Source organism: Arcticibacterium sp. (assembly GCF_055134445.1).
Map to the genome: position 1 here is coordinate 13841 of NZ_JBSRVI010000116.1, position 21447 is coordinate 35287.

The window sequence follows — 21447 nt, forward strand, 5'->3', positions numbered from 1 at the left end:
TTTCACTAAAACGGCCACTCCCTAAAAATAGTTGGTACTCAGCATGTTAAATAGTAAATTAGCTAACGCTTTATAAGCAGAATAAATGAAAACAATACAAAACCGAGTCTTGCCAATTCAATGGAATAAATCAACATTTTATTTCCTGGTTTTAGTTGTTCTGGTCTTACTTGGATTTTGGCCTACCTACTTTGCTAAATTCCTGGATGGGACAGCCGATTTCAGTTTCTACTTTCACTTTCATGCCGCTATGGCAGCCGCTTGGGTAACACTCTTGGTGCTGCAGCCCATGCTTATCAAAAGGAAGAAAGTTGCCTTACATAGAAAGATAGGGAAACTGACTTATGTCTTATTGCCCTTATTCTTTGTGTCTGTCATTCTACTTAAACACCATCGTATAGGTGGTGAGGTTAGCTCGAATCTTGGAGCAAGTTTGTGGCTGCAACTTAAAGATCTGGTGATTATTGGTGTCATGTACGGTATTGCTATTTGGTACAAAAAGAACATTCAAATACATGCCAGAGCCATGATTGCTACAGGAATTGTATTCATTGAGCCCTCTTTGGGTAGGCTAATCATTAATGTCTTCTATCCCACCGACTTTATTACAGGCTTTATAGTCACCATTGTGCTTGTTTATGCCCTGCTTATGGCTTTGATTTTCTTAGAAAGGAAGCAGAATAAAGGGCGATGGATATTCCCGCTTTTGACAGTGCTATATATCCTTTTTCATTGGCTGTATTTATTTAAAATAAGCTTTCCAGCCTGGGATGCATTTGCCAAGTGGTTTGCTCTTTTACCGCTCACTTAATCCATTTTAAACCATTTCATTAGATGAAAAGAACATTCGGATTTTTATTAAGATTTAGGCTTACCAAATAGAACGTATGAGGAGCTTAAATTAAAAGACCAACAGACAAACGTGTATTGTCAGTGATTTTTTTGGGAGGTGCTAAAAGTAGTACATCTAAATAACGGGATAAGCTGAAAACCGTCCTCATAAAAGTGGGAAGAATAGGCAATAATTTAAATAAACAAAAAATGAAAAAACTTAAAATAGGTTTATTAATAATGTTACCCTTCATGGGTTTCGGCCAAATAAAGGAAAATGGTAAAATCTACATTGAGCATCCAGCCATTAATGTTGCGGAAACTTTTACCAAAGCATTTGTAAAAGGGGATACAGCTAAATTGGCGAGCTTGTTAACAGAAGACTTTAAAGCAATTGATGGCTTATCTCCTAATTCTGCAACTAATTCATCAGACAAAAAAGCTTTAATGGGAAGGTCAATTTTCTGGAGTCAATCCTTTGATTACTTGACCATTACTCCCTCTGCAGGTTCTTACCCAGATGCTTTTGAATATGCTGGCGATAAGGGAGACATAACGGTGGTTCGCTGGGATGATGCTAAAGGAATTCATAAGAAAACGGGAGTCAAGGCAAATTTGGCTATGCAACGTACTTTTATAATCAACAAAGACAACAAGATTAAGGGAGTTATAATGTACAGTAATCCTGAAATGTTCAATGAAATCAGTGCTAGTAACTCTAACCGGAAAAACGGTACAATTTACAACCAACATGAGAATATCAACTCGTTACGAATCATGATGGGAGCATTAGAAAATGGTGATTTAGCCAAGTACTATAGCTTTTCCGACCCTAAAGCTACTTTCATCAGCATCAACAACCCTGAAATGAAAGCTATTACTTTAGAGGAGAACAAGGCACAAGACAAAGCATTTATGGGGGCTTTTGACATTAAGTCCATAGAACAATTTGGATACCCTGATTTTATGCAATACGAAATGGGTAATAGAGGTGGCAAATCAGGTACGCTTTACTCCTGGTGGAATACTAACCTTATACGTAAATCGGACAAAAAAGAAATAAAGCTGTTTGTTCATTATTCGCATACGGTAAACGCTGAAGGTAAAATAGTGAATGAAGTTATTTATTACAATGACGATTTGTTGAAATAAATAATATTTTTTTTAGGGAAAAGTAAAAATAGTTAGGGCTAAATAAATTCAAAAAAATCAATCAAAATGAAAACAGTAGGAATCATTGGTGGTGCGGGCTTCATTGGAAGTTATAACACCAAAAAGTTTTTGGAGAATGGCTACCATGTAAAAGTATCAGCCACTGATCTCTCCAACAAAGACAAATACGCTCATTTGTCAGCTTTGCCTAATGCAGAAAACCTGAAACTGGTACAAATGAATGTAGAGGATAAGGCTTCTCTTAGTGACTTTCTGAAAGGCTGTAACATCGTAGTTCACGGTGGTACGCCTTTCCAATTAGACGTAAAAAACCCAAAGAAGGAGCTTTTTGACCCCACCATTGAGGGTACTAAAAACTTCTTGAAATTGGCCAAAGAAACACCCGGCATAGAGCAAGTAGTCTTTATTGCTTCTGTGGCTGCCTATAATACGGATTTCCCAATGCTACCCAAAGGCAAAAATGAAGGCGACCAAATCACAGAAGCAGATGCTCCTCATTCTAACTCAGAAAGTCACCCTTATGCACAAGCAAAGTTTATGGCCAATCAAGTTGTGAATGATTTCATGACAGCAAATCCAGACTTAAGCTTTGAAATCACTTCGGTTTCCCCGGTGGGTGTAATGGGAAAGTCGCTTTCCAATCGGGAAGACTCCACCTCTACGGGTATTCAATATTTATTCAAAAATAAAATCGCCCCCAATCCATTTATCCAAATGCTTTATGACATGGACATCTCATGGGCATTGGTAGATGTAGAAGACGTGGCAGCCGCCATTTACAAAATAGTAGTCACTAAGAATACAAACGGGAAAAATTACTTGCTATCCAGCGAAAACTACCACATCTCTGATATCACGTTGATGCTCAATGGCAAAGAACCGGTAGAAAAACCAGTAATCGTTTATAACTGCAATTTGGCGATTAAAGATTTGGGTATGGAGTTCAAGCCTGCACAGGCTTCTTTGGACGCTTATAATAGTTGAGATTTTCAATATTAAAACAAAAATGGAAAACAAAACAATAATCGATAATCTGTACAAGTCTTTTGCCATCGGCGATGTTCCGAATGTATTAGGTGGTATGGACGAAAAAATAGTTTGGAACGAAGCCGAAAGGAACATGTATGCAGATGGCAATCCGTACATTGGGCCGGATGCGATTTTAAATGGTGTTTTTGGCCGCATCATGGCAGATCACGAATATTTCAACCTTACGGACGTCAAACTTCATTCAATGGAAAATGACCAAGTATTTGCTACACTTCGCTACCATGCAAAAGTGAAAAAAATGGGGCAGAATATGATTCACAAGTGGTCCATCTTTGGACATTAAAAGACGGAAAAATTACCGCATTTCAACAATATGTCGATACCAAAAAATTGGCTGATGCGATGAGTAAATAAAATTTTCGTCCAATCGATTAATCAGCAAATTAACTTCCCTAAAAGATTATTCGTCATAAATAAATAAAAACAATGAAAAGGACGATACTCCTTCTAATAAGCCTCCAGCTATCTATGTATAGCTTATTTGGGCAAAACATAACTGGTAAATGGTACGAAATTCAAGATCCAAATGCTGATTTAGTAATAAACATCGACAAGATCAACAATGCCTATTCCGGAATTTATAATTGGGAAGGGAGAGATAGACCTAGTATAATTAATACACCTATTGAACATGTTATCTTAAAGAATGATTCTCTTTTAATCGCAATAAACTATTCAAATTTTCTTCTAAATTTCAAATTAAAAAAAGAGGATAGTACAGAAATTTACAAAGGCTTTTTTTTTCTCGGATCACGCCAATTAAGGCCCGTTACTTTGAGTCGCAGTCCGATTGCACGTGATATGACCATTGCCCCCATAGTCGAAAAAACATATACAAGACAAGACACTTTAAGAGGGAAAATAACTGATGAATGGGCATGGTGGAATTTAACGCATTACGATTTAGATTTTGAATTAGATATCAAAAACAAGTTCATTAAAGGCTCTAATACCATCACATATACCGTATTAGAATCAAAGAACGACATGCAAATAGACTTGCAACCTCCATTGAAAATCACGAAAGTTATTCAAGCAGGTAAAGCGTTGACGTTTACACAAGAAGGAAATGCGTATTTCATTCATTTGAAAGAAAATCAAATAAAAGGATCCTCAAAAGAAATTGAGGTTTTCTATGAAGGAAATCCAAAGGAAGCACCAAGAGCCCCTTGGGATGGTGGATTTTCATGGGAGAAAGGTGCGAATGGCAAACCGTTTATCTTCACGTCATGTCAAGGTGAAGGTGCTAGTTTGTGGTGGCCAAACAAGGATCACATGTACGATGAGCCAGATAATGGGATGACAATAAGCGTGACCGTTCCTCAAGAGCTTATGGCTGTTGCCAATGGTAAGCTAACAGCAACCAAAAAAAATAAAAATGGCACAACAACCTATCAATGGACAGTAGTAAACCCAATTAATAATTACGGAATAGCTCTTAACGTAGCAGATTACGTCCATTTTTCAGACCCATACAACGGAATGAAAGGAACATTAGCATGTGATTATTATGTGTTGCCCGAAAACCTTAAAAAAGCCAAAGTTCAGTTTAAACAGGCACATTTAATGTTAGAAGCTTTTGAATATTGGTTTGGTCCTTATCCATTTTATGAAGACAGCTATAAGCTTGTAGAAGGTGTTGCCATGGAGCATCAAAGTTCTGTTGGATACGCTGGATATATTAATGGGTATGATGGTAGAGATATGTCAGGATCTGGTTGGGGATTAAAATTCGATTATATGCTTATTCATGAATCTGGTCACGAATGGTTTGCAAATAACATTACCTACAAAGACATGGCAGATATGTGGGTGCATGAAGCATTCACTACCTATTCTGAAGCATTATATGTAGAGTATCATTATGGGAAAAAAGCTGGAGAAGAATATATTAAAGGTATTTCTCACATCATCGAAAATAAAATTCCAATTATTGGAGATTACGATGTTAATGACAAAGATTACACCCAAGATATTTATCAGAAAGGTGCTATCCTTTTGCATACATTAAGGCAAGTGATCAATGATGATGAAAAGTGGAGAGCTATTCTAACCGGCTTAAATACAGAATTTTACCATAAAACTATCACATCATCAGAGGTTGAAACTTACATTTCACAACAGTCAGGCTTGAACCTAAAGACCTTTTTTGATCAGTACTTAAGAACTATCCAAATTCCCACTTTAGAATACTATTTTGAAGATAACAAATTTGCCTACCGCTGGACAAATGCCGTATCAGGATTTGATATGCCTTTAAAAGTAAAGCTTGATGACAAAGAGCAATGGATTAAACCAACAACCAATTGGACACATGAGTACACCAAGGACACCAAAAAAGAATTGATTATAGATGCTAATTTTTATGTAACTGGTTTTAAGAACATGAAAAATAAATATTAGAAAATGAAAAACACCATTCTCAAAATTACAACATTGATGACCTCCATCCTTTTCACTTTACTGTTATGTATCGGGTGTAAAAGTTCTGATGACTCTTCATCCGAAAAAACTGAATTGGCTGATGCCGAAGATGAATGGGTTTCAATTTGGAACGGTAAAGACTTAACTGGCTGGAATACATATTTCAATAGTCCTTTTTCTGGTTTTGACAAAACTCAGGAGGGTTATTTGGGCTTGAATAATCCTAAGCAAAATGTAATTAAAGTAGTCCAATTGGAGGATGAAAATGTCATAAGCATCTCAGGTACAGCTTTTGGGATGATGTCTACCGAGCAGGACTATGGAAACTATCACCTCAAACTGAAGTTTAAATGGGGTAATGACAAACACGTACCGAAAGAAAATGACCCCATGGATAGTGGTTTGATGTATCATGGATTTGGTGAACCTGGCTCTTCTTATGCTTGGATGAATTCGCATGAATTTCAAATTCAGGAAGGATACACGGGAGATTACGTGGCAATAGGAGACATAAAAGTCGATGCTCCAAGCAAAACTTTAGATAGTAAATTCTATCAATATGATGAAAATTCAAAACTTCGAACCTACTATGGTGCTCAATTATTTCAGGATGATCAACAAACACAATATGTAAAAAAAGGCCTAATGGATAGTTTGGCAAAAATGAATGTAACGAAGTATCCTGAGAAAGAAAATAAGCGTGGAGCGTGGAATGAAATTGACTTAATCTGCTTTGGAGATTCAAGTATACACATGGTCAATGGTACTGTTGTTATGAGAATATTTAACTCAAAAAAAACGAGCGATAAAAGCTCTGTTCGGTCTGGCAAGATAGGACTTCAATCGGAAGGAGCTGAGGTATATTATAAAGACATCAGACTTAAGCGGATTAATAAGTTACCTAAGATATAAATCCTGAATTCAAGAAATAAATTAACAGGAAAGCCGAAACTGATTTAGTAAGCAAAAAACACACTGTATCATTTAAAACAATAACAATCATGAAAAACACAATCTTTGGACTCACTTTAATAATCGCTACTTCGGTAGTAATGAGTTGTACGCAAAAAGCAGAAGAAACAACCTCAAAATCAACCTTTGATTTGACAATTGCCAAAGCTGAAATAGAACAGGCAAATAAAGAATTTATGGCTTTCGTTGCCGCTGGAGATTCCGTTGGTTTAGCCAATTCATATACGGCTGATGCCAAATTGATGAGCGGCGGAGCACCATCAGTTATAGGAAAGGCTAATATTCAGAGTGCAATAAGAGAAATGTTTGAATCTGGTCTAACTGGTATTGATTTAAGGCTCGAAAATGTGTACGGCACCGAAGACCTAATAGCCGAAGAAGGTGAGCTCACCTTGTATGCAGGTGAAAAAGTCATTGGAGAAGAAAAGTACATTGTTTTATGGAAAAAAGAAGACGGTAAATGGAAGCTCTTTAGAGATATTTTCAATTCGAATTTGCCAGTGGAATAATACTATAATTTCAAATTTTATTTGACATTAGTACGACCTCGAATTGTAAAATATTTTATGCTATTCTTAGTAAACTATTTGATTTATAGCAAGTTAAATTATTCATATATAAACTATTAAGATATGAAAAGAAGAAATTTTATTATTAACACTGGCCTTTGTGCCGTTGCCGTTTCGGCATCCAGTTTTATCAAATTTGATGGGAAACATTTTGTAGGGGATTGTGAAACTACCTCAGATATTTTAGGTCCTTTTTATCGTCCCAATAGCCCTGTCCGAACTAACCTAAAGAGCAAAGGCGAGAAAGGGACATTGGTAGAATTAAGCGGAAAAATCAAACATCTAGATTGTGTCAGTCCTTATAAAAATGCAAAAATTGAATTATGGCATTGTGATGCAGACGGCGTTTATGACAATGAAACTGATGCCTTCAAGTTTAGAGGAACCACTTTTTCAGACGAAAATGGCAATTATGCTTTTCAAACCATTGTACCAGTGCCTTATGACGCAGGTGGTGGCTTAATGCGACCGGCCCATTTTCATATGATGATTACGGCTGAAGGTTATCAGCCTTTGGTAACTCAATTGTATTTAGCTGATGACAAATACATTAGCAAAGACCCAGCAGCCGCTTCAGACAAAGCAAAGAGGAGGATATTGCCTGTGCAAAATTTAAAAGATGGTCGAAAAAGGATAGCGTATGACGTAAGCATGGCCCTCACTTTGGGCGTTGAAGCGGTGGCTATTGACAAATTAATTGGCTCTTACACAAATGTGAAAGACACAAAAAACCAAATAGAGCTTTTCAAAAGGGATAATGATTTGTGGCTAAAAAATGAGGTTTTTGGCGAGGGATATAGATACATCGGAAACAATACTTTTGAATATCCTGGTGAGCCTGATGGTAGTTATGCTTCATTAGTATTTGATTTAAAACTTTCAGGAGAAATAGAATTGACCACAAAGGCTAACTGGGGTGCCTTGGATAGCCCAAGTATGGTGTATTTAAAAGATTAGCCAAAGGGCTTAAAACATTGGGGTTTCCGAAGCGTCGGCCCGGCAAAAACCATTTTAGAGTAGGCAAAAAATAAAAATAATAGCAATGAAAAAACAATATTCTTACTTAGCAGGATTAACATTTTTAGTTCTAATCAATTTTGGATGTACTGAGGTAAAAGAGGGCTCTGAAGAACTTCCAGACCAAGTAGCTGCTGTTATGGAGCCTGATATGATGGCTATCAAAGCTGAAATTCAAGCGAAAGAAACCGCTTTTGCAGAAGCTCAAACAGCAGGTGATGTGGATGCCATTTTAGCTTTCTATGCTGATGATGCCATAACAATGGGAAATGACCAGCCTTCTATCAGCGGTGAAGAAGCTATGCGAAAAGATGTGGAGGCTAGCGTTGCCAAAAACACAGAAAACAGTGTAACCACATTTGATGTTGCAGAGGTATTTGGTTCTGAAAACCAAGTGACTGAGATTGGAATTACTACGGTAAAAGATGCTAATGGGAAGGTACTTCGTACTGGTAAATACATGGCGATTTGGGAAAAACGCGATGGTGATTATATATGCATTAGAGACATCTACAATAACGATGCTCCTAAGAAATAGTTGACTGTTTGAACTTTAAAACAGTAATCATAAAGAATTATAGATAAAACTTTTAACCTAAAAAGTGCGGCGTCAGCACTATAAAAATGATAAAACGACCATGAGAAAAATTACCCTATGCTTATTGATGATGTTACCGTTCATCGGCTTTGGCCAAAAAAAAGAAAACGGTAAAATCTATATTGAACACCCAGCTATCAATGTGGTGGATGCCTTTACCAAGGCAATGGTTAAAGGAGACACAACTGCGATGTCAAAACTTATGACGGATGATTTCGTAGCCTACAACCCAGTCACTTCAACTCAATTTGATAAAGGAATGACTAAATCACAATTTCTTAGGAACGCTAAGGCTTGGCATGATCAGCTAGACTATTATTCCATCAAAACAATGGAAGGTGCCTATCCAGATGCCTTTGAGTACACTAAAGACCCAAGTGACAATAACGCCGTCACGGTAGAGTCTTGGGACATACTAAAGGGGGTGCATAAAATGACAGGCGTAAAAGCAGATATGTTACTGCATCGTTCATTTACACTAACTAAGGCTAATAAAATCAGGAGAGCTATGAGTTATGTAAATCCTGAGGTCGGTAATGAAATTGGTCAGGCGTTTTCTGTAAGAAAAAACGGAACTATTTATAACCAACATCCAAGTATTAATACCCTACGGTTAATGATAGCTGCAGTGGAAAATGGCGATTGGGATAAATATTACAGCTTTTTCGACGAAAAAGCTACTTTTAGAGATATCAATAGTGCAGATACTAAGTCGACAAATTTAGAAGAAGAAAAAGCTGCTGACAAAGCAATTTTAGAGATGTATGACATAGACGGTGTTGAGCAAACAGGCTATCCAGATTACATGCACTATGAAATGGGCGATTCTGGTGTACTTTATTCTTGGTGGGTTTTTCACCTTACAAGAAAGTCGGACAAAAAGAAGTTTAGCTTACCAATGCATTATCAGCATAATGTAAATAAAGAGGGAAAAATAGTACACATGATATCTTATTACAGTGCGGCATTATTGAAATAATACTTAACTAAAAGTACCACGGAGTTTTTAAAGAGCAAGACAGACTTTATTTCTCTTTGCTAAACTTCGTGGTTATGTCAAACAAAAGCAAATACGAACATTTACAAAGTTTAGATAAAGCCAAAAACTTAAAAATCGTACCATTAGACGTAGAAAACATAGCCGACTTTCGAGTTTCTTGCAAGGTTGTGAAGTAGTAGTTCATGGCGGAGCTCTTTCTGTAGTAGGAAGAGTAAATATCCAATCTGCCATGGCAGGAATAGTTAATTCAGCAATCACAAAAGTTAATTTAAGACTCAAAAAAGTGTTTGGTACGGAAGATTTAATAGCCGAAGATGGCGAATTGAGTCTTTTTGTAAGAGGCTGGTGAGGAAAAGTTCATAGGCTTTTGGAAAAAAGAAGACAGGAAATAGAAATTATTTAGAGACATTTTCAATTCAAATCTGCCATTTGAATAGTTTCAAACCTAATGCTAATTAGCCTTGAAGCTTTCAGAAAGCTTGTGCTAAATTATAATTACGATTAGGCTATACAAGAACTTGGTGTTAAGTTTAACTTGGTTTATGCATTGGAGAATCGTATTGAGTTTTAAAATGGAATAAATCAGACATTTAAACGAGATTAGCATAGCGGTTTACCCTGAGCTAATGTAGAAGGGTTCTGGTGATTGAGTTTAAATGGGTGTAGCCTGTGCTGAGCTTGACCAAGTAAACTAATTTGAAGCAACTTAGCTACTGTCCCGATAAAATAGGGAGATTTTATAATGCATAAAGCGGGTTTAAGTAGGCAAAGGCTTTAACCGTATATAGTATAAAAGAAAAACAGGAAGGAAAACCATTTTAGACGAATAAATTAAACATTAAATACCATGATTAAATTAACTGTACTTTATGGACATCCAACAGACCCTGCTGCATTTGAAAAGTATTATGCTACTACGCATATGCCATTAGTCGGTAAGATAAAAGAAATTGAAAAAGGCAGAAACAACCAAGTTTCTAGATGAAGCTGATGGTAGCAAACCAGCCTACTATCGTATGGCAGAATTATGGTTTGCCGACATAGCGTCATTACAGGCAGGCATGGGCTCAGCAGCCGGACAAGCCACAGCGGGCGACCTTGCTAATTTTGCTTCAGGTGGTGCAACTCTTTTAACAGGAACTATAGCATAGATAACTGGATTCTTGAATCCGTCAATGACCCGTCTTGAAACCTAAGAAGGGTCTTTTTTTGACCTAAATCTTATCCAAACGGTCATTAAAGTAACACCAATATTAAGTTTTCATATTCCATATTACGGAATAATTAATTTATCATTAATAAATGTAACTTGTATATGATTCCAAATCCCCTATATCATGAACAAGTTTATCATCATGCTTCTTTTAAGCTCCCTATTTGCCTGTCAAAAAAGCTCCTACAAACTCGAAAAAACAGCAAGCATCGACTTTCCACAATACAGCAAGTCTTTCAGCATAATAGAAAGGCAGGAAAGTAATAAAACGGAAGATAAATTAACTACCTCGATAAGAAAGCATCTCATAAAGTCCAAGTGGATTTATGATAACGAAAACCCAGATCTCTATGTAAATATATCCTACGACCACCGTTACGAAAGTGTACATTTGAGCATCTTAGAAGCCAATGGTTTAAGATGTATTTGGCAAGGTAAGGTAATAGCACTCCCACTTAGCACTCAGGACTTTCAAATGGATCGTATAGTCTACACTGCTTTTGGTAAATAAGACGCTCATTGTCAAATAAATTTATGAAAGCTTAAAATGCTCAGGCTTATGTTAATATCAGGCAACATAAACATAATATTTCCATAATCTGCTTCCAGAAAATCGGGGCAAATATTACCCTAAATTTGCTTGCAAGCCATAAGCATTGGTTCCACCTTTCTCTTATAATTATGGAAAAAGAAGCAACTATCTCTGCTTTAATCAGAGATATTTACGAACAACATGCCCACGGGGTATATTTTGGGGAAGAGATCACTCAGCTAGAACACGCCATACAGTCCTACCAACTTGCAAAAGGAAAAAATGCCGACCTTGAACTATGCATAGGGGCGTTTTTGCATGATATCGGCCATCTTATATCTGAAGACCATGAAGAACTAGGCGGAATAAGTCATGAAACAGAAGGCTCTGTTTGGTTAGAAAAACATGGATTTCCTCCAAGAATACTAGCCGTGGTGAGTGAGCACGTAAACGCCAAAAGATATCTTTGTTACAAGTATCCTTCTTATTATAATAAGCTGTCAGAAGCCAGCAAAGCCACCTTGATTTTACAGGGTGGAGCCATGAAGAAAAAAGAAGCGGAGATGTTTGAAATGAATCCTTTTTTTGACGACATCATATTGGTACGAGTATGGGACGAACAAGCCAAAGAAACAGCCATAGAACATATTAACCCGGAAGATATTTACATTCAAATAGACCAATTATTCTTACAAAATGAAAGGGAAGTTACTTCTTCTAGCACTTCTTCTTAGCCACAAACATTGCTTTTCATACCCCGGCTATAACAAAATACTGACGGGCTAGCCTGATAAAAAAGCAAGCTCAAATCCCTTAGCCATGGCAATAAAGTAAATGCTGTAGCTCTATCTGCATGGCGGTCATTGCCCCGATACGCCTGTAAATGGTGAAATAGATTTTGGGCATCAAAACGAGAGAGCTTCAACGATATCAAAATTTTTAGGAGAGATATATAAAAATCGGCATGAAATTGGTAAACCTATTAAACTAATAGTAAACAATACGCAAATTTCGAAGGAAAAAAAGCCGAATTAGCATAAGCTAGTTTGGCTTTGTTTATTGTTTCCTTGGCATATGTATTAGAAAATAGCAAAGCGATTAAATGCTTTGTTTTTCCATGGCCTCTGTTGGGTTCATCATATAGGTCAACACTGCTCCATCTTTTAGAACCTCTACCACCCTAAAACCATGATAAGCGGTACCCCAACTACCACCAATGTGCGAGTCGAAGATGAAAGGTAGGTCGTTATGCATTTTCACATCATCCAGTTTATGATCATGTCCATGAAATACTGCTCTTACGTTTGGATACTCTCTTAAAAGGACAAAAAAACCAGGATTTTCAATGCCATTTTCCGTCCATTTAGCTTGTGGCATATGTATAAAAACAAATACACTTTTGCTCTTTTTAAATGCCTCAAACTGCTGTCTCATCCAGTCCAAATCTGGCGAAAGATAGGTACCTTCAATGTCTGAGGTAGTGGCTAGAATAAATGCACTCTTATCTTGTTCAAAAGCCAAATTAACAGGCATATCCCAAACCATTTGCCAATCTTCATCTGAAACTTTATCATGATTTCCTTTGGTGACATAATACGGCATCTCTAGACCATCAAGTTTACTTTTAACCTGAGGCATTAAATGCGACTCGTCATGAATAAGGTCGCCATTTAAAACACAAAAATTGCAAGGCATTTGAGAATGAAACAGATTGGCCTTCTCTAAGAAAGTTTCTGTCATCTGCTCAAACTTTGTGTTTGGCTGTCCGTAATGAGCATCGGAAGCTACAATAAACCGTATTTTTACTTTAGCCTCTGAGCTTTTGATGAGCTCTTGTGCAGATAAAGATTTCAAACCACCTGCTCCTAAGAAGACAGTGGCCATAGATGCATTCATTAAAAAATCTCTTCTAGATGTTTTCATGTGTGTTGTAGATTGAATCTTAACAAAAATATTCAAATCATTCCATATTTCGGTGCAAAAAGATGTTAAGAATTTGCAGTTTTTAAAGAACCTCCATAAGGGGAAAACTAATTTTGAAATTCAATCTTTTAAAATATCATTCGGAAACTTACCATAAGGACTTTATACCCGTTTCAAATCAAGATTTTCTGATTGGAAGAGAGCGAAAAACTTCATCTATCATAACTGAGGTTTTTATTACTCCAACGCTAAAAATAACACCATATAGTATCAATTTTAAACCTTAATATTGCATCCAATTTTAGCAAAAAAAACAAGCAAAAAAACATGGGACTTCTAAATAAATTAATGGGTAATGCCAGCGAAACCTCCTCAGAAAAACTAAATGAGAAGTATGGCAAATTATTGGCAGAAACAGAAGTTATAGAACTTGGCTTTAAGCTCCTTCGAGACACCTTCATGTTTACCAACAAACGCCTTATCATTATAGAAATTCAAGGCCTCACTGGAAGTAAAGCAGAATACAGATCATTACCTTACAAAAGTATCACTAGGTTTTCTATCGAAACTCCAGGTACATTTGATTTAGATGCCGAACTTAAAATTTGGATTTCGAGTGAAAGCACACCTTCGGTGAGCAAGCGATTTAACAAAAACATTGATGTTTACGAAGTCCAAAAATACCTTGCGGGCAAAGTGATGTAGTATCCTTTTTTTTAATTCAACTAAAACCTCCTTCAAATTCATCATTTGATAACAATGTCCTAACAGCAGATTTATCTTTGATTTCTTAATTGCTCCATGAATATAACGGAGCATTTAAGTAAAAATAAAGGTATGTTTTTACTGTGGGCCACTTTGGCCACATTTGGAGCTTACTTCTGTACTTATGCCTTCAGAAAGCCCTATACCACAGGGACTTTTGAGGGCATTTTCATAGGTCAGATAAGTTATAAGACGGTCATTATCACAGCCCAAGTCATTGGCTATATGCTCTCTAAATTTATCGGCATTAAAATCATATCTGAGCTTAATCCCAAAAACAGAATTTTGCTTATCCTAGCTCTTATTGGCATAGCCATGCTGTCATTGGTATTGTTTGCCACCGTAAAAGCTCCATATAATATTATTTTCATGTTCATGAACGGTCTACCATTAGGCATGGTTTGGGGCGTAATATTCAGCTTTTTAGAAGGTCGAAGGTTTACTGAGTTATTAGGAATGGCTCTTAGCATCAACATGATTATCACCTCTGGAATATTAAAGACGGCTTACTTGCAACTCCAAGGACACTATCACTTTTCAGACTTTCAAATGCCCATCATAATGGGTTGCGTTTTCTTTCCTTTCTTTCTGCTTTCGGTGTGGATGCTTTCTAAGCTCCCGGCACCCAGCGAGCAAGAAAAGCATCAAAAGATGCATAGAAAAGCCATGACCAAAGTGGAAAAACGGGCCATTTGGCAGAACTTAGCTCCAGGGCTTATGATGATCATTTTGAGCTATGCTCTCTTCACAACTTTAAGAGATTTTAGAGATAATTTTGCGGTAGAAATCTGGAAAACCATTGACCCAAATGCCAATACTAGCGTTTTTGCCACTACGGAATCCATTATTGGCGTTATTGTCATGGCCTTAATTGCACTTTTAGTACTTATAAAAAGTAACAAATTGGCCTATAAAGCCATCAACTGGTCTATGATACTTTCTATGACGGCATTACTTATTTCTACCTTGCTTTATAGGCAAGAACGCATATCTGCCTTTACATGGCTTATCATCCAAGGAATCAGCTTTTATTTACCTTACCTTTTAGTCCAAATAGCGTTTTTTGAAAGACTTATCCCTGTATTGAAAATCAAATCGAATGCTGGATATTTTGTTTACCTCTGCGACTCCATAGGTTATCTAGGAAGCGTATTACTCTTGTTCTACAAAGAGTTTTACGCATCTAAGATCAACTATGCTGAAATGCTAACCAACATCAGTGAAGGTACAGCCACGGTTGGTTTGGTTTTGATATCCGGGCAATTTCTATTCTTTACCTATTTCATAAATAGTCGCCAGAAAATATCAACGTTGGTACAGGTTCCTAATTGATGTCTCGGCATAACCAGCGGATGAAGTCATTCCCTTTCCCCCTATTCCTGTAATTATTCTGATGTGCCTGTCTACATCATGCACAAAAATATCATCTTCGTGCTGACCATAAAAACCAGCCCATCTTTCTGCAATACAGTCTTCTGGCAGGTCAATAATCCTGTGAGCTTCGGCCATAATTAAAGCATCTATTTCTGCTTTACTCTCTAAACCCAATTCCTCTATTCCATTGATTCCAGCATATTCGTGAGAGTCGCCTATAATAATGGAGCCATCGTCTGACTGTTTAAAAAGAATATGTATCCCTTGTTCTTTTAAAGCGATGTACTTCTCTGGCGTTTCTAATTTATCAAAAGCAGCACATTCTGTGAATGATTCATACCTTCTAATGGTCAAGCCCGTTAAAATGTTAGCCTTTAAATTAACATGATTTAATGGTTTAGTTTTAAGCATCTGAAGCTTACTTACTTGAATACTACTTTCCGCAAAAACCTCAGGATAAAGCGTTTCAAAAGAATACCCACAACATATTATGACCTGCTCCGACTCATAACTTTGACCACCTTCTGTCACCACCTCACAGCCGTTTAGTCTTTCTGTACATTCCACCGCCAGCTGATTAAACCTTACGTGCACCATGCCCGCCTCATTCAGATAATCGCTCAATCTATTCACCATCTGCCGTGGATCTACACTGAGCTCTTGAGGGTAAAACAAACCACATTTGATATAATCCTTTTTGATATCTGGAAAACGCTCCATCATACCTTTCTTAGAAAACATGATACACTCATATCCCCTATCCATGTGTAGCTCTCTGAGCTCTTCCAGAAGTTCCTGTTCTGTGGCATCAGAAGCTATATAAACACTTCCATTTTGTCTCACGGTAAAGTCAGCTTTTTCCTGTAATGTCATAAACTGAGCTAAACTTCGACGCCCATAAGCATGCCATTCAGACGATAAACCAGAGGGTACTACTTGACCAAAATTTTGGGTACTGGAGCCCTCCTGCTTAGCATCCTTATCTAGTAAAAGAACATTTTTACCAAGCTTGGAAGCGTGATAGGCATGAAAAGTCCCCAGCACTCCAGCACCAATAATTATCAAGTCGTACTTCATAGAATTTCTTATTAAAAAGTAATAAAATACCTTCTTTCTTTTTGAATATCCAGATTCAAAATCTTAGGTAAATCGGCCAAGTTGTTTAATAGTCCGTCGTTTTTATAAGCAACCAGCTGTTTATAATCATGGGAGCCATTGGTTACCGCTAGGCTTTTCCAAACTTTGGCATTATAGCCTTCTTCTAGATCTACCGGTGTATCTCCCACTTTCACCACTTTGGAAGCATCGGAAATATTTAGTAATTGTATGGCACGCTCTATCATAAACGGCTGCGGCCTGCCACCCTCCACCTCTGAAGGCGTAATGGAAATATCAATAGGTGTTAAGCCACCCACTTTCACAAAATCTTCATCAAGCCCATTTAACCAGCCCAATTTTTCCAGAATGATATTGGTTACTTTTCTGTAGAAACCAGTGGTTAAAGCTATTTTGATATTATTCTTTTTTAGAAGGTCAAAAACCTCTAAACAATGTTCTGTAGGTAAAATTTCAGATTCCATGTAGTGGTTTTCCAAAATCTCGCAAAAGGTGCTATACGACAAATCAACATAGTCTTGTAAATCTGATGGGTCTGTCAAAGTCTCAGACCACAGTAGCTGAAAAACCTCTCTTTTGGCGTAGCCTTGTAGCTCCAAAATTCTTGAAGAATTTACGTTTAACCCAGTAATTTCACAGGCTTCTGCAAAACATGTTTCTACCTCCCTTTTATCTCTAACGGTGGTTCCCGCCATATCAAACACTACCAAGTCTATGTCTATCATGAGCTTTATTGTTTCAACAATATTATCCAAGAATAACGAGACCAAAAGTACTTTGAAGGTTAACTAATTGTTAGGTTTTAATTTAATCTAAACTTCATTCGACCTTAACATTGACTTTATGTAAAAGTTCGACATTTGCTGCCGAAAACGTATTTTACTTATAGTTTAACGAAGTGTAATCTTTAAAAACGGAGGAATAATCTTCCGTTTTTTTTATAAGGAAGATCTATTAGAAGCTAAAAATAAATGGATGGCTCATACAACCAAAAAAGCTCAGCAACAGTTTAGCCTTCATCAAACAATATTAAAAAATATCACAATGAAAATTATCCTAAATCTTCTAGCAACTGTTTTTACGCTGAGTATACTCTCTTCGTGTGAGAAGAGTGACATCAAATTTGAAAGTGACTTTCAGAAAAGCCAAAAAGCATGGACAAGCTTCAAAAACACCTCAAATAATTCTTATCAATACACAGTAGTAGGAGGCTCTTGGGTAGGTTTCGGTTTAGAGACGAAACTGACCGTTAAAAATGGAATAGTAATTGAAAGGTATTATAAATACACGCCAGCTCCTGACTCAGAAGAGGCTGTAAAAGAATGGACTGAAGACCAAGGCAACTTAAACAGTCATGAAAACTCTGGTGCGGCTGCCGCCATCACACTGGATAAAGTGTACGAAAAAGCGGAGCAAGATTGGTTATTAAAAAGGAAAGATGCCAAAACATACTTTGAGGTCAATGAAGAAGGTCTTATCTCCTTGTCTGGCTATGTACCAAACAACTGTGCAGATGATTGTTTTATGGGTATAAGCATCTCTAAAATCATAAGGTTAAATTCTTCCTTTCTATAAGGAGCTAAAATGAGAAAGCCGTTCAAGCTCAAATTATTCCTTAAAAAATATTAATTTCAATGCTTAAACTCATTGAAATGAACAATAGACGAAATTTTATTAAAAACTTAGGTGCGGCTTCCCTAACTGCGGCCATTCCATTAAGTACCGTTTCCGCCAAAACAAGCGAACCAGACTTAGAAAATAGTGTAAAAGTCGGCCTTATAGGCGTAAACAGTATGGGCTGGGCTGATCTTAAATCATTTTTAAAAAATGCTGATACCGCTTGCATTGCTTTGTGCGATGTAGATGCCGTACTCCTAAAAAGAAGAGCCGACGAATTAGAAGCTCAAACGGGTTTAAGGCCTCAAACTTATAATGACCATAGAGCGTTTCTTAAAGCCTCAGGTCTAGAAGCCGTAATTATAGGTACGCCAGACCATTGGCATCACATCATGATGACCGACGCCTGTGCCGCAGGCAAAGACGTTTACGTAGAAAAACCCATTGCCAACAGCATTCACGAAGCTGACCTCATGGTAAAAGCAGCTAGGAAATATAAACGTGTGGTACAAGTTGGTCAGTGGCAGCGAAGCGACCCACACTGGCACTCGGCATTTGCCTACCTTGAGACAGGAGCTTTAGGAAAAATAAGACAAGTTAAAGCATGGGCAGATGTGAGCTACGGAAGAGGTTTTGATGTAGTGCCCGATAGTACTGCTCCAGAAGGCGTAGACTACGATAGATGGCTAGGCCCTGCACCAAAAAAACCTTTTAATAAAAATCGTTTTCATGGCTCTTTTCGCTATTTCTGGGATTATGCCGGAGGCTTAATGACAGATTGGGGAGTACATATGCTTGACATGGTTTTGGCGGGTATGAATGCCACCGCTCCAAAATCTGTGATGGCCATAGGCGGAAAATTAGCTTTCCCTAACGACGCCTCTGAAACGCCAGATACACTCACCACGGTCTATGACTTTGGAAACTTCAGTTTTATTTGGGAGCAATTTATGGCTATGGGAATATCTCCGTATTTAGAAGACATGGGAAAACCCGGTGTGGCGTTTATTGGAGAGAATGGAATTTTAGCTATCAATAGAGATACTTGGAAAGTTATACCGCTAGAAGAGAATGGTAAGTATATGACGGAGGCCATACCCCCACAGAAAAGCCGTAGTAATGGATTAGATGCACACACCAAAAACTTTCTGGAATGTATTAAATCTAGAAAAGACCCGAACTGTACCATAGAAATGGGGAGAAATGCCGCTGTGGTAGCTCATCTGGGTAATATAGCTTACAGAACAGGCAAAAAGCTTGAATGGAATGACGACAAGAGTATGATCAGTAATGAAACAGCAGCCAATAAGTACTTAAAACCAACTTATAGAAGCCCATGGCAGCTGTGGGAAGGATAAGTTTATGTCGCAATGAACCAGTCACTTACGTGGGTGACTGGTTTTCTTATGCTTTAAACTTCCATGAACTGGTAACTGCTTATAAGCCCATTTAACAAGCTTCCATAAAATTATTTCACAAAAATGAACGAACATTCACTTTTGTGGGTTTATTAGAAAGATGACGTCTCTAGAAGAGTTTTAGCATCTGATTTATTCTTAAAATAAAAAGACAAAAGCAAAAGATTAAAATGGCCAAGCTTCAGAAAAGCATTGACAAACGCACCGCCCTATTAAAGTCCACACTTGGACTTATAAATGATGGCGGAGTGCAAGAAGCGTGCATGTCTAAAGTGGCCAAACTTGCAAACGTTTCACCTGCTACTATTTATCTGTATTTTGAAAACAAGCAAGACCTTGTTAACCAGTTATATCTGGAAACAAGAGACTTCTTCAGTAAAAATGCATTTAAAGGTTTTGATGAAAATCAGCCTGTAAAGAAGAGTTTCGAGCTTATTTGGCATAATATTGCTGAATTTAGAATGAAATTCTATGAAGAGGCCTCATTTCTAGCCCAATGTGATAATACACCAATAGTGAATGAAAACAGATGCAAAAAAGAACTTCATCATCTTAAACCTTTGATAGATTTATGGGAAAGAGGACAGAAAGAGGGTATTATAAAGGAGATTTCTCCTTACCTACTTTATGCCTACACCATTTATCCCATGTCCTTTATTTTTACAAGAGAAAATCCTAGACCTGAACCTCAAATACTAGAGGAAGCTTTTAGTGCTTCTTGGGACGCCATTAAACTTTAGAAATATTTTTTTTATTAAAAAAGAATGAACATTCATTAATTATGGAATTGTTAGAGAAATTGAACTGGCGTTATGCCACTAAAGCTATGAACGGAGAAAAGGTAGCTCAAGAAAAAATTGACAAGATTTTAAAAGCTATATCTTTAGCCCCTACCTCTAGCGGCTTACAGCCTTTTGAGGTTATCGTAGTGACTAACCAGGAGATAAAGGAAAAAATCAAACCCATCGCATGGAATCAGTCTGTCATTACCGACTGTTCACACTTATTGGTTTTCGCAGCTTGGGACACCTATACTGCAGATCGTATCAATAAAGTTTTTGATCATACCAACGATGTAAGAGGATTCACAAATGAGGGGTGGGAAAACTATAGACAAATGCTGCTTGGATCCTATCCTCAAAAAGATGCGGAAGTAAACTTCCAGCATGCGGCCAGACAAGCATACATTGCTTTTTCTCAGGCTATTGCTGCAGCGGCATTTGAAGGTGTAGACAGTACTCCAATGGAAGGTTTCGACTCCGCTGCTCTTGACGAAATTTTAGGCCTAAAAGAAAAAGGTCTAAGAAGTTGTGTCGTATTACCATTAGGTATAAGAGATGCGGAGAAAGACTGGTTGGTTAATTTGCCAAAGGTTCGAAAAAGCATGGACGAGCTAGTGACTGTAGTCGCATAAGTCACTTCTTCATTTGAATTGACTTTACACTTCAATATAAAAAATCAACAAACCCCTTTTTCAAATTGGACCAGCGTTCGTTTCACGAACGCTGGTTTCTTTTTTTAACACTTTTTTAAAGAAAAATAATTAAGTGTTATTTCTAGCGTTAGCATATCAATAAGCACAATAGTAACATGAAAATTTCCATCGTTATTTTATTTTCTTTTAAAGTATTAGCGTGCCAAAACGCTGAAAAGTCCAAAAGCACTACAAGAGAATACTGTTACAAACAAGAATACCCATTTCCTGATAATCCAGAGAAGAAGGATGTGCAAGAACTCCGTTTTACAGAAAATGCTCAAGGCCAAATAACGGGTGAATTTAATTGGCTGCCAGCAGAAAAAGACCAAAGGAAAGGAAGTATTATGGGTCGTAAGAAAAAGATCGGAAGAGCGTCGT

General features: G+C 37.3%; 25 protein-coding genes. 22 read left to right on the forward strand and 3 right to left on the reverse strand.

Annotated elements, in window-relative coordinates; translation table 11 throughout:
• Nucleotides 1-85 precede the first annotated feature (85 nt).
• The 15 genes from ACTBZY_RS15095 (at nt 86) to ACTBZY_RS15165 (ending at nt 12113) form a co-directional block, all read left to right on the forward strand.
• On the forward strand, nt 86-811 hold the full coding sequence (locus ACTBZY_RS15095) for a hypothetical protein (protein ID WP_463047176.1): 726 nt from the start codon (nt 86-88) through the stop codon (nt 809-811).
• A gap of 230 nt (nt 812-1041) precedes the next feature.
• On the forward strand, nt 1042-1983 hold the full coding sequence (locus ACTBZY_RS15100; protein WP_463047177.1) for a nuclear transport factor 2-like protein: 942 nt from the start codon (nt 1042-1044) through the stop codon (nt 1981-1983).
• 66 nt (nt 1984-2049) lie between these two features.
• Nucleotides 2050-2988, forward strand: coding sequence for an NAD-dependent epimerase/dehydratase family protein (locus ACTBZY_RS15105; protein WP_463047178.1), 939 nt, complete (start codon nt 2050-2052; stop codon nt 2986-2988).
• A 22-nt stretch (nt 2989-3010) separates the two neighbouring features.
• Complete coding sequence (locus ACTBZY_RS15110) at nt 3011-3337, forward strand: nuclear transport factor 2 family protein (protein WP_463047179.1); 327 nt, start codon at nt 3011-3013, stop codon at nt 3335-3337.
• Nucleotides 3338-3480: 143 nt separating this feature from the next.
• Nucleotides 3481-5457: a M1 family metallopeptidase gene (locus tag ACTBZY_RS15115; protein ID WP_463047180.1), complete on the forward strand. Its 1977-nt coding sequence runs from the start codon at nt 3481-3483 to the stop codon at nt 5455-5457.
• A 3-nt stretch (nt 5458-5460) separates the two neighbouring features.
• Nucleotides 5461-6390: a 3-keto-disaccharide hydrolase gene (locus tag ACTBZY_RS15120; protein ID WP_463047181.1), complete on the forward strand. Its 930-nt coding sequence runs from the start codon at nt 5461-5463 to the stop codon at nt 6388-6390.
• A gap of 89 nt (nt 6391-6479) precedes the next feature.
• Nucleotides 6480-6959: a YybH family protein gene (locus ACTBZY_RS15125; protein ID WP_463047182.1), complete on the forward strand. Its 480-nt coding sequence runs from the start codon at nt 6480-6482 to the stop codon at nt 6957-6959.
• Between the two features lie 123 nt (nt 6960-7082).
• The gene (locus ACTBZY_RS15130) at nt 7083-7976 is read left to right on the forward strand and encodes a dioxygenase family protein (protein WP_463047183.1); all 894 of its coding nucleotides are present in this window, start codon (nt 7083-7085) and stop codon (nt 7974-7976) included.
• Nucleotides 7977-8061: 85 nt separating this feature from the next.
• A complete protein-coding gene (locus ACTBZY_RS15135; RefSeq protein ID WP_463047184.1) occupies nt 8062-8574 on the forward strand; it encodes a YybH family protein in 513 nt (170 codons plus the stop codon).
• A gap of 100 nt (nt 8575-8674) precedes the next feature.
• Entirely contained in the window at nt 8675-9613 is a 939-nt protein-coding gene (locus ACTBZY_RS15140; protein ID WP_463047185.1) for a hypothetical protein, read from the forward strand.
• Between the two features lie 178 nt (nt 9614-9791).
• Nucleotides 9792-9983 (forward strand): hypothetical protein, encoded by a 192-nt coding sequence (locus tag ACTBZY_RS15145; protein ID WP_463047186.1) that lies wholly within the window; start codon nt 9792-9794, stop codon nt 9981-9983.
• 498 nt (nt 9984-10481) lie between these two features.
• On the forward strand, nt 10482-10619 hold the full coding sequence (locus ACTBZY_RS15150; RefSeq protein ID WP_463047187.1) for an EthD family reductase: 138 nt from the start codon (nt 10482-10484) through the stop codon (nt 10617-10619).
• Nucleotides 10585-10785, forward strand: coding sequence for an EthD family reductase (locus tag ACTBZY_RS15155; RefSeq protein ID WP_463047188.1), 201 nt, complete (start codon nt 10585-10587; stop codon nt 10783-10785). The genes ACTBZY_RS15150 and ACTBZY_RS15155 overlap by 35 nt, the downstream gene beginning before the upstream one ends.
• Nucleotides 10786-10971: 186 nt before the next feature.
• On the forward strand, nt 10972-11358 hold the full coding sequence (locus ACTBZY_RS15160; RefSeq protein ID WP_463047189.1) for a DUF4136 domain-containing protein: 387 nt from the start codon (nt 10972-10974) through the stop codon (nt 11356-11358).
• A gap of 170 nt (nt 11359-11528) precedes the next feature.
• Nucleotides 11529-12113 (forward strand): HD domain-containing protein, encoded by a 585-nt coding sequence (locus ACTBZY_RS15165; RefSeq protein ID WP_463047190.1) that lies wholly within the window; start codon nt 11529-11531, stop codon nt 12111-12113.
• Nucleotides 12114-12477: 364 nt separating this feature from the next.
• On the opposite strand, the gene ACTBZY_RS15170 is transcribed toward ACTBZY_RS15165, so the two are convergent.
• On the reverse strand, nt 12478-13302 hold the full coding sequence (locus ACTBZY_RS15170; RefSeq protein ID WP_463047191.1) for a metallophosphoesterase family protein: 825 nt from the start codon (nt 13300-13302) through the stop codon (nt 12478-12480).
• Between the two features lie 327 nt (nt 13303-13629).
• Between ACTBZY_RS15170 and ACTBZY_RS15175 the strand changes: the two genes are divergently transcribed.
• Complete coding sequence (locus ACTBZY_RS15175; RefSeq protein ID WP_463047192.1) at nt 13630-14007, forward strand: PH domain-containing protein; 378 nt, start codon at nt 13630-13632, stop codon at nt 14005-14007.
• Between the two features lie 96 nt (nt 14008-14103).
• Nucleotides 14104-15399, forward strand: coding sequence for a DUF5690 family protein (locus ACTBZY_RS15180; protein WP_463047193.1), 1296 nt, complete (start codon nt 14104-14106; stop codon nt 15397-15399).
• On the opposite strand, the gene ACTBZY_RS15185 is transcribed toward ACTBZY_RS15180, so the two are convergent.
• Both ACTBZY_RS15185 and ACTBZY_RS15190 read right to left on the reverse strand, forming a co-directional pair.
• Nucleotides 15373-16518: a TIGR03364 family FAD-dependent oxidoreductase gene (locus tag ACTBZY_RS15185; RefSeq protein WP_463047194.1), complete on the reverse strand. Its 1146-nt coding sequence runs from the start codon at nt 16516-16518 to the stop codon at nt 15373-15375. The genes ACTBZY_RS15180 and ACTBZY_RS15185 overlap by 27 nt on opposite strands.
• A gap of 11 nt (nt 16519-16529) precedes the next feature.
• Complete coding sequence (locus ACTBZY_RS15190; RefSeq protein WP_463047195.1) at nt 16530-17282, reverse strand: HAD family hydrolase; 753 nt, start codon at nt 17280-17282, stop codon at nt 16530-16532.
• Between the two features lie 319 nt (nt 17283-17601).
• Here ACTBZY_RS15190 and ACTBZY_RS15195 point away from each other — a divergent pair, with 319 nt between their 5' ends.
• From ACTBZY_RS15195 to ACTBZY_RS15215, 5 genes are all read left to right on the forward strand, one after another.
• The gene (locus ACTBZY_RS15195) at nt 17602-18132 is read left to right on the forward strand and encodes a hypothetical protein (protein ID WP_463047196.1); all 531 of its coding nucleotides are present in this window, start codon (nt 17602-17604) and stop codon (nt 18130-18132) included.
• A gap of 59 nt (nt 18133-18191) precedes the next feature.
• Nucleotides 18192-19532, forward strand: coding sequence for a Gfo/Idh/MocA family protein (locus tag ACTBZY_RS15200; protein WP_463047197.1), 1341 nt, complete (start codon nt 18192-18194; stop codon nt 19530-19532).
• Between the two features lie 230 nt (nt 19533-19762).
• Nucleotides 19763-20332: a TetR/AcrR family transcriptional regulator gene (locus ACTBZY_RS15205; RefSeq protein ID WP_463047198.1), complete on the forward strand. Its 570-nt coding sequence runs from the start codon at nt 19763-19765 to the stop codon at nt 20330-20332.
• Between the two features lie 41 nt (nt 20333-20373).
• Entirely contained in the window at nt 20374-21006 is a 633-nt protein-coding gene (locus tag ACTBZY_RS15210; RefSeq protein ID WP_463047199.1) for a nitroreductase family protein, read from the forward strand.
• A gap of 176 nt (nt 21007-21182) precedes the next feature.
• Nucleotides 21183-21447: hypothetical protein (locus ACTBZY_RS15215; RefSeq protein WP_463047200.1), on the forward strand; the 265-nt coding region annotated here is incomplete at its 3' end.